This window comes from Clostridium tagluense, assembly GCF_003865095.1.
GTDB lineage: Bacteria > Bacillota > Clostridia > Clostridiales > Clostridiaceae > Clostridium_AD > Clostridium_AD tagluense.
Genome location: NZ_BHYK01000017.1, coordinates 1 through 13572, shown reverse-complemented (window position 1 = coordinate 13572; position 13572 = coordinate 1). Strand labels below are relative to the sequence as shown.

The 13572-nt window shown below is 29.6% G+C and carries 10 protein-coding genes; 5 read left to right on the top strand and 5 right to left on the bottom strand.

Annotated elements, in window-relative coordinates; all coding sequences use genetic code 11:
• Positions 1–1995, top strand: coding sequence for an elongation factor G (locus tag Ctaglu_RS14855; RefSeq protein WP_125003047.1), 1995 nt, complete (start codon positions 1–3; stop codon positions 1993–1995).
• A 6-nt stretch (positions 1996–2001) separates the two neighbouring features.
• Here the strand turns inward: Ctaglu_RS14855 and Ctaglu_RS14850 are convergent, their stop codons facing one another.
• Entirely contained in the window at positions 2002–3279 is a 1278-nt protein-coding gene (locus Ctaglu_RS14850) for a sensor histidine kinase (protein ID WP_125003045.1), read from the bottom strand.
• 8 nt (positions 3280–3287) lie between these two features.
• On the bottom strand, positions 3288–4001 hold the full coding sequence (locus Ctaglu_RS14845; protein ID WP_125003043.1) for a LytR/AlgR family response regulator transcription factor: 714 nt from the start codon (positions 3999–4001) through the stop codon (positions 3288–3290).
• 194 nt (positions 4002–4195) lie between these two features.
• On the opposite strand from Ctaglu_RS14845, the gene Ctaglu_RS14840 reads away from it, so the two are divergent.
• Together Ctaglu_RS14840 and Ctaglu_RS14835 are read left to right on the top strand one after the other, a co-directional pair.
• On the top strand, positions 4196–4948 hold the full coding sequence (locus Ctaglu_RS14840; RefSeq protein WP_125003041.1) for an ABC transporter ATP-binding protein: 753 nt from the start codon (positions 4196–4198) through the stop codon (positions 4946–4948).
• A complete protein-coding gene (locus Ctaglu_RS14835) occupies positions 4938–6974 on the top strand; it encodes an FtsX-like permease family protein (RefSeq protein WP_185732724.1) in 2037 nt (678 codons plus the stop codon). Before Ctaglu_RS14840 ends, Ctaglu_RS14835 begins: the two co-directional genes overlap by 11 nt.
• A gap of 276 nt (positions 6975–7250) precedes the next feature.
• Here the strand turns inward: Ctaglu_RS14835 and Ctaglu_RS14830 are convergent, their stop codons facing one another.
• On the bottom strand, positions 7251–8240 hold the full coding sequence (locus tag Ctaglu_RS14830; protein WP_125003037.1) for a glycosyltransferase family 4 protein: 990 nt from the start codon (positions 8238–8240) through the stop codon (positions 7251–7253).
• A gap of 227 nt (positions 8241–8467) precedes the next feature.
• Between Ctaglu_RS14830 and Ctaglu_RS14825 the strand changes: the two genes are divergently transcribed.
• The gene (locus Ctaglu_RS14825) at positions 8468–8815 is read left to right on the top strand and encodes a hypothetical protein (RefSeq protein ID WP_125003035.1); all 348 of its coding nucleotides are present in this window, start codon (positions 8468–8470) and stop codon (positions 8813–8815) included.
• A 76-nt stretch (positions 8816–8891) separates the two neighbouring features.
• Here Ctaglu_RS14825 and Ctaglu_RS14820 read toward each other — a convergent pair whose 3' ends face one another.
• Complete coding sequence (locus tag Ctaglu_RS14820; protein WP_125003033.1) at positions 8892–9905, bottom strand: WG repeat-containing protein; 1014 nt, start codon at positions 9903–9905, stop codon at positions 8892–8894.
• A gap of 418 nt (positions 9906–10323) precedes the next feature.
• On the opposite strand from Ctaglu_RS14820, the gene Ctaglu_RS14815 reads away from it, so the two are divergent.
• Positions 10324–12354 (top strand): methyl-accepting chemotaxis protein, encoded by a 2031-nt coding sequence (locus Ctaglu_RS14815; RefSeq protein ID WP_125003031.1) that lies wholly within the window; start codon positions 10324–10326, stop codon positions 12352–12354.
• Positions 12355–12453: 99 nt separating this feature from the next.
• On the opposite strand, the gene Ctaglu_RS14810 is transcribed toward Ctaglu_RS14815, so the two are convergent.
• A complete protein-coding gene (locus tag Ctaglu_RS14810) occupies positions 12454–13212 on the bottom strand; it encodes an exodeoxyribonuclease III (protein ID WP_125003029.1) in 759 nt (252 codons plus the stop codon).
• Between the last annotated feature and the right edge of the window lie 360 nt (positions 13213–13572).

Here is a 13572-nt window from a genome sequence, read left to right as displayed (position 1 = left end):
ATGACTATAAAAAATAAGATTAGAAATATTGGAATAGTTGCCCATGTAGATGCTGGAAAAACAACTTTAACTGAACAACTACTTTATCAAAGTGGTTCTAGCAGAATTTTAGGCAGTGTAGATAAAGGTACAACCCATACAGATTCTTTAGATATAGAAAAACAAAGAGGTATTTCAGTAAAAGCTGCTGAAATTGATCTCACTTATAAAGAGACTAATATTCACCTTATAGATACTCCTGGGCATATTGATTTCAGCTCTGAAGTAGAACGGAGTATAGGTGTTTTAGATGGAGCTATAGTAGTATTGTCCTGCGTTGAAGGAGTACAACCTCAAACTGAAGTATACTTTAATGCTTTAAAAAGGTTAAATACCCCTTCAATATTTTTTATAAACAAACTTGATCGCATTGGTGCCTCTCCCTATAAAACTATTGTGGATATGAAAAAGCTTCTTACAAATAATCTTGTGCCCATGCAACTCGTTTATGAAAAAAACAATGAATTTATTGTATATAATATTTTTGATGAGAAAAATCGCGAAAAAAATATATTAGAGATAAAAAATGAAACCTATAAACAATTACTTGAGGATATAATAGATACACTAGGCAATTTTAATGTAGAAATTTTAAATCAATTCTTTGAAGGCACTTTAACCCTAGGGAATATAAAGGATGAAATAATTACACAATCTAATGTAGGCATCATCTACCCTGTGTTTTATGGCACTGCACTAAAAGGTGAAGGGACTAGGGACCTTCTAGATGCCATAATAGATTACATTCCTGGTCCAGAGGATTTAGATAATTGTGAGCTCTCTGCACTAGTTTACAAAATTTCTCATAACAAAACCTTAGGTAAAATAGCTCATATAAAAATTTTTAGTGGATCAATCTCAACTAGAGATGACATTTTAAATGTAACTACTGGCGAAAATGAAAAAATTACTATGATAAAAAAAGTAATTAATCAAAAACCAATTGATGTAAAATATGCATATAGCAGCGATTTGGTAATGGTGAGTGGGTTAAATTGTAGCACCTACGATATACTAGGAAGCAAAACTCATATTCCTAGTCTCCAAACAATTACAACTCCACTTCTCACCTTAAGAATTTATTCAAAAATCCAAGAAGATTATATAGCCTTAGTTGAAGCCTTAACTTTGCTACAAGAGGAAGATCCACTTCTTAATATGCAATGGATAAAAGAGAAGAAAGAAATTCATCTTCGGATAATGGGTAAAATTCAAATTGAATATATCGAAGCTATTTTAATGGAAAGATTTAATCTACGGGTTTCTTTTGGTCCACCCTCTGTTATTTACAAAGAAACTCCTATATCAAGTGGATATGGTGAATCACGTTATACTATGCCCAAACCCTGCTGGGCAATAGTTGAATTTTTAATTGAGCCACTACCAATGGGAACTGGAATTGTCTATGAATCTAAGGTAAGAACTGAAAAAGTAAAAATAAAGTATCAACGTGAAATCGAAGATAATCTAGATAAAATTTTAAGTCAAGGTATTTACGGCTGGCCAGTGACAGATTTAAAGATAACCTTTACCTGCGGTGAAGACCATGTTATGCATTCACGTTCAGGTGACTTTGCTACCTCTACGGCTATGGGAATTATGAGAGGTTTAAATGAAATAGGAACTACGCTACTTGAACCAATAATTAAGTTTAGGATTACAGTGCCTGAGAATGTAGGTGGACGAGTTTTAAATGATATTATAAAAATGCGTGGGAGCTTTGAATCACCATTTATACACAACAATACGTTTACAATAGAAGGAAAAATGCCTGTATCCACCTCACTTGAATATCCAGGTGACCTGGTCAAAATTTCTTCTGGGAAAGGAATAATGACAACTGGATTTGCAGGTTATGAGCCCTGCTCCTTAGAACTAGGCTCAATAAGAGAAAGAGTAGGCGTTAATCCAATAGACAGAGCTAAATATATACTTTATGTGCGAAATGCATTGTAAAAACCTCTAAACCTTTATAATAAGTATTATTTTAAAAGTATTATCTGTATATTCAATATCTATATCCCCACTATATTTAGCTACTACAGTCCTAATAATATCTATCCCATATCCATGTATTAGGTTATTTTTTTTATTAGTGATAAATCTCAGGCCATTTAATTTTATCTGATTTACCTTTGCGTTTTCAATTTCATAAACAAAATAACCTTTATCCGTATTTGATTTAATATTTATGTACCTGGCATTTTTATCTTGTATTTTTGAGCATGCATCTATTGCGTTATCAATAGTGTTTGCGAATATGCTACATAAATCTGTTTGAGATATATTTAATTGCTCAGGAACATAAACATTTCTGTTAACATTTATGCCTAAATCAATAAACTTTTTGTTCTTGCTATTCAAAATTGAATTTACTACCTTATTCTCACAGAATGTATGAAGTGACATTGTGCTCATACTTTCTGTCACCTTGTCAATGTAATGGCGAGCATCTTCTATATTATCCTCACACAAAAATGAGTTTATAACCCCTAAGTGATTTTTCATGTCATGCCGTATTTTATTTGTGATATTCTGATTTTCTTGTATATCAGTATAGTGTTCCATCTGCATTATTAATTGTTTATTTGAAGAGTCTGCTTTCACACCTTGAGCAATTTCTTTAATAACATAAAACGTAGCAATAATACCTAAAATATATATTGTCATTATGATAATGCCAATGACATTGTAAAAGGTGGTTATCTTAAATATAAAAGGAACAATACTAAAAACAATGGATGTGAACGTAGCTAAAGACATAGTACATATTAGTGCCCATATCTTACTAGATAAAATTTCTTTAGACCACTGTACAACTCTATAAAGAGCAAAATATATTAAAATAAAAATCAAACTTCTTAAAGAGGCTTCAATTATCTCATGAAATTTATATTCGTATATCGGGAAAAAATAAGCTATTCTAGCAGCTAACATTTTCACACTTACAGATATAGTGAAAACCATGGTTACTGCACAAATTCTTTTTATTTTTACGTCTTTATAAAAAATCAATCCTATACACAAGTAGGTAACGAATGTATATGTAATATTCTCCATATCTCCTGACAGAATAGGTGCCATACATATAATAAATAAGACAAAAAAGTTTAATACAGATAATATTTTGGAATCCTTTTTTGTTAAAAATGCATTAAGTAATTTAAATAAAATTATTGTTTCTATAATCGAAATTATATTTAAAATAATGATTGGAATAATAACTACAATTATCTCCATAAAACACCCTACCTCAGTATTTGTTTTGCAAATGCTATCAAAGTCTCTTTATATCTGTTTCTGCTTATTGGAACGTTGTATCCAAGTATAGTAATCGCATGATTTTGTTCCATGCTACTAATATTGGATAGGTTTATTAAATATCTTTGGTGACAGCGTATAAAATTTCTATTACTAAGCTCTTTTTCTACATTATCAAGCTGCGAATAAAATTCATATTCCCCCTGCGTGCATATTAGTCTAATAAGCCTCTTATCACTAACAAAATACATTATATCCGAAAAACTTATTTTATGAGTTTTATCTTTTAAATTTACTATATACATATCATTTTTTATCATGTCTAAATTATCAAGAGCTTCTTTAAAGACTTTAGCTATTTTGCCAATTTTAAAAGGTTTTAGTATATAATTAAAAGCTCTTACATTGTACCCTTCGAATACATATTCCCTAAGTCCTGTTACAAAAATGATTATAGCAATTTTATTTGTTTCTCTGATTATTTTAGCAGCATCTATTCCTGATATGTTTTTCATTTGAATATCTAAGAATATTATATCGAACTTATATGAGTTGTCCTTTATGCTATTTATAAGTTGCTCTCCGCTTTCATAATCATTTATTTTAGCATCAAGGTTGTTTTCTTTAATCTGGCCTGTCAGAATATTTTTCAGCATATTTCGCTGTTTAAATTCATCTTCACATATAGCAATTCGCAGCATAGAATTATCCCCCTGTTTAAGGATATTATAACATATTTGAAAAGAAATATTTAACAATCTTACTTGTGCAATATACAATTGAGCCAAACTTTACAACATAACTACCAAACTTTACAACACCTGAATTTATGAGATTGAACTTCTAATACCAACATGCTAATATTTCCTCATGATAGAAAATAAGGAGGAAAAAAATGTTGGAAGTAAGAGGCTTAAAGAAGACTTATGTATCAAAGGGTAGTGAATATATTGCTCTTAGGGATGTTGATTTGAAAGTTAAAAAGGGTGAGTTTGTGGCTGTTATGGGGCCCTCTGGTAGTGGAAAAACTACACTACTCAATTGTATATCGGGATTTATACATGCGGATTCCGGGAAGATTCTTTTGGATGGAGTAAATATTTTAAATATTAATGAGGACATGCTTGCGGATGTAAGACAGAATAAATTGGGCTTTGTATTTCAGGATTATATGCTGGTTAATGGACTTACAGTGCTTGAAAACATATTTCTGCCCCAAATTATTGCAGGTAAGGGCCTTAAGGGAATGGAAAAAATAACAGAAAATCTTATGCAAAACTTTGGAATAGAAACGATAAAAAACAAATACCCCAGCGAAATATCTGGTGGACAAAAACAAAGAGTTGCAATAGCAAGGGCACTCGCAAATAAGCCCTTAGTTCTTTTGGCAGATGAGCCAACAGGTAATCTAGATTCTAAGTCTAGCTTAGCTGTAATAGAGGCATTTATGGATGCTAAGAAAAATTTTGGAGCAACAGTATTTATGGTTACACACGATGCATTTGCAGCATCACATTGTGATAGAGTAATAGCCCTTGCGGATGGGCAAATTGTTAATGAACTTGTTAGAAATACATCATCAAGAGAATTTTTAAATGACATCCTAACTTTTATGAAAGGTATAAATAGTGATGTTTATGACGCTTAATACTATTGTTAAGAAGTTATTTAAAAATAATATAAGACAATATGCGTTATTTTTATTTTCCATAGTATTTGCAGTTACAATGATTGGAGGATATGGTGTTCTTCAGTTTAGTAAAACAATTACAAACGTTCTTATGAATGGTGGTACAAGTGAAATGATTGCACTAAGTATGTTTGGATTTACTTTAATAGGAACACTTATTTTTATAATATATGCACATTCCATATTTTTAAAGTATAAGTCCAAGGAAATAGGTGTATTCATATCTCTTGGCATTAAAAGAAAAGATGTAAGAAAAATTGTTATAAAAGAGCTCAATATAATTTTCCTCATAGCTACATTCCTAGGATTAATGCTTTCAATTCCAATTGCATGGCTGAGCTGGAGCACTTTAACACTTTTTATAAAAACCAAAGAAACGGCTTTTTATATTGGATGGAAGGGGTTACTGGTTGCTGTATTATTTGGGTTTTTATGCATGATTATCACTAGATGTTTAACTTCAAGATATGTTAAAAAGGTAGATATAATAAAGATACTCAAGGTCAATGACGAGATTGAGGAGGTTAAGGGTGGTAATTTTGTTTTAGGGTTGATTGGTGTTATTATGATTCCTACTGGTATCATAATGTATACGTCTCGTACTTTAAACCGAATATTGGGCGGTATAACAAGTTATTCTTTAATTATTATTTTAATAGGCTTATATTTATTCATAGTTCAGTTTACGACCATAGGGGAATTACTTAAGAAAATAACTCCTGAATATTACTATAAACACATAGTGTTTTTCAATTTAGTTAAATTAAAAGGTAATCAATATACCTTAGCACTATTTGTTTCAACCATTTTAATTGGAGTTTCAATTTTTTCAGTTGCCTTTAATGCTGAATCAATGATATCAGGCATGCTCACGAACTATAATGATCCATATGATTATATGGTTAAAGCTGGTTTCCAGCAGGGGTATTTTGGCGACAGGGATATAAATGAATTAGCAAATACTTATAATGTACAACTTAAGGATTTCAAGAAGTTTGACACACTCATTATGGCTAGTTTTTCAAAAAAATATAATGAGTGGAGTCCTATAAATGTTGTCAGTGATGAAATGGTATATAAGCTTACTGGAAAAACATTAGATGTTAAACCTGATTGCTTAATGCTAGTTGTATCTGATAATGAAAATACTGATCCTAATAATTATAGTTACCTTACACAGCCAGAACCTATTATAACCTTGCTTAACTTTACCACAAAGAAACAATTAACTCTCGATAATAAAGGTATTAAATGTATTAATAAAATTTTAAGCTGGGATAACAAATTTGGAGGGAATTTTTTTGTGGTAGATGCAGAGTTATTTAAAAAACTGTATGAGGAACAAAAGAAAGAATACAAATTCACTACTTATGTGTTTAATACTCAAAACTGGAAACAAACAGGTAATTTTAGCAATGCTTTATTTGATGCTATAGCTAAGGCTAGTGGAGGTAAATGGTGTCTAAATTATAATTCTGGTTACAAAGAACCCTATGAATATAAGAATATAAATGAAAATATATCTAATACCTATAGATGGTGGGGGTTTACTCCTGCGTCACGATATCATACCTTTAATGAGGGTATTTCGGATTTTGCAGTTTATTTATTATTGTTCATTTATATATCCGTGATTTCTTTTGTTTCAGCAATTATGATAATTGGTATTAAGATACTTAATACTGTTTGGCAGGATAAGGGGGTATATAAAAATATTACATTCTTAGGGGCTAGGCAAAAAGAAATAAAAGCAATAGTCTCGAAGCAAGTTGCCTTAATATACTTTGTTCCAGTGATATTAGGAACTACTATTACCTTAGGTTTATTTAAGTCAATGCTATCCCATGGAGGCTCAAAGTATCCGAGCATCGTGTTCTTATTTGCTTGTGGACTATCATTACTAGTTACTTTAATTCAAGTAGCATTGTTTTTTGTTATTAGAAAGCATGCCATAAAAGAATGCTTAAATTTTAAGGATATATAGTCTATGGCTTACACTGAACACTTGATATATAAACAAGTAAAGAATATTGTATATACTAGATTAGGCGTAAAGCATGTTTTTAAATATGAATTTTAAAATAACAATATAAAAAACGTAAGATGTTATTGAATCATCCATATTTGAAAATTTAAAAATACAAATGGATTATATAATAAAAGATTGATTTAATAATTTTCAGTCTTAGGTGTTTTTTCTTATATTATACTTTTCTTTATAGCATAATATAAGAAAAAAATTTAGTTGAAAATAGTAGATTTAATGAAGGATTTCTAAATAGGTTTTATATAATTCATTTGTTGATTTCTCCCAAGTGTAATTTTCATTAACATAGTTTTTTAGTTTACTATCCTTGCGTTTTTCAAATCCACTCTTTACTGCACTTAAGATGCTATTATTATCATAGGGATCACAATACAGAGCCATATCTTTAAAATATTCACTAGCACAGCCTTCCTGTGTTGAAACTATATTACATCCAATGGCTGCTGCTTCTAGTGAGGATAAACCAGGCATTTCTACAAAACTTGGGTTCACATGTACTTTTGCAAATCTATAGGCATTGTATACATTATAGCTATCCATAAAGCCCAAATATATTACATTTTTAAAATTAGTACATTCTTTAAGATACTCATTGTCATTTCCATTTCCAATTAAAACCAATTGTTTTCCGAGTTGATCACATACTCTGCATAATGCAAGTTGATTTTTACTTGCGCAAACGCTACCCACACATAAAACATAATTATTTAAATTATATCTCTCAGTAAAATTGTATAAAGGTATATCTTCATTTTCTACTTCTACACCATTGTATATAACCCTGTATTCCCTATTAACATCAAATTCACTTTTTATAAGAGATTTTTCTAATTCACTATTACAATATACAACTTTACACTTTTTTAATATTTCATTTTTATAACTAGTACATCTTTCATAGAGCTTCATACTTTCAATGTTATTATTTATCGTATTATATTTTTTCATATCCAAGTGCATTGGAGATATAACTGTGTGTTTTTTATAAAAGTGTGCAATCTTATAATATCTATATACTTCTCCTGTAGTAGCAATATTAAATAAATGTACTATATCATAATCAGAATAGTCATATATGCCACCATCATTTATATCTACGGTTACCCCTAATTTGTTTAGATTTTCAGCCGTCTTAATCACCTGCATAGAATCTCCAGCAAAATTTTTATAATAATCTTGTCTAACACACAATAGAACTTTCATAGTACAAATCCCCCTATAGTTTGCTACTTTTACCATATAACTATGCTAGCTTATGTTTATTTATAACATTTCACTAAACATAATATAATATTAACTTTTATTTATATACTATTAGTTTCTATATACTTATGTGAAATGATTATTAAATTTATAATTTCATGTATATCCATATATGCTCAAAGCATATTTTATATTATAAGTATTAAGTTGTATTATAAGGAGGTTATATGATTATTAATAATGAAGAGATATCCTTATTAAAAGCTAAAATAATAGATTATGAAAAACAAATTATTCGAAATCATAAAACATTCCAGGACAACCAGTCTGAAATAGAATTACTCCGAATAAAAAATCTTGAAAAAAATAAAGTTATAAACTCATTTGAAAATAAAATAGATGAGCTTAATATAATTAATAAAAATTATGAAAATCAAATTTCCTCCCAAAGTAAAAATATTATAACTTATTTAGAAAAAATTCAAAAACTACAAAATAGTGTAAGAGCATTAGACACAAGTCTCAAAAATGCTACCAGAAATGCGATCCCTTTATTATTAAAACCAGATTTTTAAAAATAACAACTAAGGCATCTAAAAATAACTAGTAAATATACTTGTTATTTTTAGATGCCCTATATTTTAAATTAATTTAAGATTGTATTTTCCAAACGTATTCCCCTAATTTATTAACATATCCAATTTTTTTACCTATTTCAACTCTTGCAATACCACACGTAAATTCATAAGCTTCTTCAAAACTTGGCTCTATAACTATTTCACCTGTGCAATCTATATAACCCCACTTTTCTCCTATTTGAGCAGCCATTAAACCTTCACTCATAACATCTATATCTTCAAACACAGTAGGTATTATAATGCTTCCAGTTTTATCAATATAACCATATTTATCATTTTCACAAATTGCAGCTAGACCATTATAAAATCTATCTACCCATTGAAATTCAGGTTTTATAATAAGCTCTCCCTTTATATCTATAAATCCGTATTTGCCTCTGATTTCAACTAGCGCCAGACTGTCATTGAACTCTCCGCAAACATTATATCGAAGTGGTATAATAACATCTCCACTATTATTTATATAGCCATACTTTCCCTTGGCGCAAACAGGTGCTATATTATCCTTAAATGCATAGGCATAATCATAAATTGCGTCTATTATAACTTTTCCCTCTTTATCTATGTACGCTATTTTACCACCTATTTGCACAGCCGCAAGTCCTTCACTAAAATCATTAGCATCTAAAAAACTTATAGGAACTACTTCCTTACCATGGCTATCTATATATCCCCACATGTATCCACTTTTTACTGCAGCTCTTCCCTCTACAAATAAATTAGCTTCTTCATATTTAGGCTCTACAATAATTTTTCCGTTTAAATCAATATAGCCTTTCTTGCCATCTAATTTTATTGCTGCAAAACCTTCACTAAACTGCTGAACTTCATCATAAACTGGTTCTATTACAAACTCTCCACCCTTATTAATAAAACCATATTTTTCATTGATTACAGCTATTGCTAGGTTATCTTCAAAATCCTCAGCATAATCAAATTTCATTTCTATAACTACATTGCCATTCTTATCTATATACCCATATTTTTTTTTTGATTTCACAGGATATAAGTTTTTCTCATTGTTCATAACTATAACTTCCTTTCAAATAACCTCAGCCCACAAAATTATAAGCTCGATACATATAATATTATTATACACTGAAATGTTATAAATTCGCCCTATAAATTTTCCTTGTTTTTAAATATATTGAATATATTTAGTATTTGTAAACTTTTGTAATTGCATAAGTGCTATATGGCATTAATTTGTTAAAATTTACGTAAACATGGTTGTTTTTCTTGTATTTTATAATAATTTGTATTATATTGTTATAGTATTACATAAAAATAGTAACCACATTATATAGGATTAATTTATATTTTGCAGAAAACTATTATGTTTTTAACTTTTTAAATTAAACACTATTTTTTATACTTACATATTACTCTATATTTAAAAACATTTCAATTAATAATTAAAAACACACAAGGGGGACTAATTTATTATGAAAACTAAACCTAAAACAAAATCTAAGCATTTATCTTTGAAAGTGAAAATAGTAATATCTTCGCTTTTAGTACTTTTTACAACTTTACTTATTTTTTGCGCTATTATGGTGTCAATTGTAAAAAACAAAATGGAACTTCAAATGAAAACCGATGGAGACATAATAGTTAAACAAATCCAGCAAAGACTTATCTCCAATGCAAGTGTTTCAAAAGAACTTGATTCACTACTAAACGAAAAAATTATTACGTCATCATATCTTATTGGCATTACACCTAATGTTTCAAATGATTATCTTATAAAAATATCTAAAAAATTAAATATTGATGAAATTAATGTTTCTGATGCCAATGGAGTTATTATATTCTCTAATATGGCAGATAATCTAAAATACAAATATCCACAGGACAATGTAGTTCAAAAAATATTAAAAAAAGAAAATACTGAGGTTATGGAGAAAATACGTCAAAGTACAAAATCAAAAGAAAATTTTTATAAATATGGCGCTGTAGCTTTGGAAAAAGGGGGATTTGTTCAAGTTGGAATCAATGCTAATAAAGTTAATGCCATTCTTGATGCTGTAGGTCCTCAAGCTCTTATTACTGATTTAGGTAAGGATAAAAATATAGCATATGGTTTAACTATAGGATCAGATTTAAAAGTACTTACACACACTGAAAAAGATAGAATTGGTATTACATTAACTGATGAAGGAAGTATATCAGCTGCTAAAGATGGCAAAGAGTACAACTCTACCTTTATGTATAAAGATGTAGAAAGAGTTTACGATGTATTAGTACCGCTTTCTGAAGATGGAAAAAATGTAGGTGCTGTGGATATAGGACTTTCTATGAAAAATGTTGGTTCTACTATTAGCTCTATTTTAACAACTTCTTTTTTAATAACACTAATTTCTTTCTTATTAGGTTCATTAATACTAATATTATTAGTATCAAAATTTATTAATCCTTTGAAAAAATTAGTAACTCTAGCAAACGGTGTTTCTAAAGGCGATTTAACAAAAGAAATTCAAATAAAATCTAAAGATGAAATAGGTCTTCTAGGCATAAGCTTTAATGAAATGATCGTTAATCTTCGTGGCATGACTACAGAAATTAGTAATATTTCTGAACTATTGTTATCATCCGCTGACCAGCTTTTAAACTCTGGAGAGCAAAGTGCTATGGTTTCAAATCAAATTGCTATGGCAGCTCAGGAATTGGCATCTGGTTCAGAAAAACAATTTATAGCAACTGAAGATATTTCAAAGAATACTAAAGAAATTGTAAGTAATATGGATACTATTAAAGAAGAAATAACCAATGTTGTCCACACTGCAGATGAAACAAGCTCTCTAGCTGCTGATGGACGAAATAAGATGAATGATCTGGTAAATCAAATAAAAGTTATAAAAAGCAAAGTAGATTACTCCGCTTCAACAATACAAACCCTTCAAAAAACTTCAGATGAAATTGGAAATATTGTTGAATTTATAGACACTATTGCTTCTCAAACCAATTTACTAGCACTAAACGCTTCAATAGAGGCTGCAAGAGCAGGCGAGGCCGGTAGAGGTTTCTCTGTGGTTGCTGAAGAGGTAAGAAAACTAGCCGAGGAAACCATGGAATCCTCTAATAGTATAAAAAAACTTATACAAAACACTCAACAATATGCTAAAACTGCACTATCTTCAATTGAAGAAGGAAGCTCTGAAACCCAAAAAGGTACAGTCAATGTGCAAAATGTTGACAATGCACTTACTGAAATCCTTGAAGCATTTGATCTTACTAAAAACAAGTTAAATGTAGTAACAAAAAATATAGTACATTCAAATGAAATTATTGAAAATCTAGCAATTAATTCTGATAACATAACTAGAGTTTCAGAAGAAAGTTCTGCTGCTACAGAGGAGGTTGCTGCATCTATCCAGGAGCAATCAAGCACTATTGATGAGATGTCATCATCAATTAAGCAGTTAAGAGAAATGGCTAAGGACCTTCAAAATAGCATTAAGATTTTTAAAATATAATTTAGAAAATTAGATTTTTATTGAAAAACTCCCTTTAAAATAGATTATTTGCAGATAAATCATCTGCAACCTCTACTTTAAAGGGAGTTTTATTTATATCTATAAAATAATACACACAGGACAATGGTCTGATCCTACAACCTCATTTAAAATATCAGCTTCCTTTATTGTATTAAGCAAATCCTCAGTTACAAAGAAATAGTCAATTCTCCAGCCTGCATTTTTTTCTCTAGCTTTAAATCTATAGCTCCACCAAGAATATTTTACTTCTTCTTCGTGTAGATTTCTAAAAGTATCAACATAACCGTAGGAGATAAATTTGTCCATCCAAGCTCTCTCAATAGGTAAGAATCCTGAATACTTTTCGTTTGCCTTTGGATTTTTCAAATCAATTGCATTATGTGCCGTATTGTAGTCTCCACAAATAATTAACTTTTTTCCCTTTTCCCTAAGTGCTTCACAATAGTCTAATAATGCATCATAAAATTCCATTTTATAATTTAACCTAATTTCATCTTTTTGCCCATTCGGAAAATATATGTTTAAAAGAGTAAAATCTTCAAACTCAGTTATTACTATTCGACCTTCAGTATCAAATCTTTCTATCCCAATACCATAACAAACAGATATTGGTTTTTGTTTAGTGTATGTAGCTACTCCACTGTACCCCTTCTTTTCTGCACAAGAAAAGTATGAGTAATACCCTTGTATATTTTTAAGTTCCTCACTTATTTGATTTTCTTGAATTTTTGTTTCTTGAAGACATAAAACATCTGGTTGTTCACTTGTAACCCATTCAATAAATCCTTTATCTTTTATAGCTCTTATGCCATTTACATTCCAGGAATAAATTTTCATAAAAATATCCTCCTTCAACAGTTATTATAAAAGCACATTCCATATATATAAATCTCTTAATATTAATATATCATACTATTGGATATTATAAAACAATCTATTATAATTATTTCTTAAGAATAGATATTGGTAATTTAAATCGAATAGAGGCTAACAATTAAAATGTTTCGCCCCTTTCACAACACCGTACGTACCGTTCGGTATACGGCGTTTCATTAGTTTACGGTTTAACGTGGCTATAATAATCCGAAAAGAATATGTAGTTACGTCTCTTTAAAGTATCATTTGTTAATGAGCGAGTCATAATTGGGCTGTTGGAAATTCTCCAATAGCCTTTTCTTGTGTTTGCGAATTCCAATG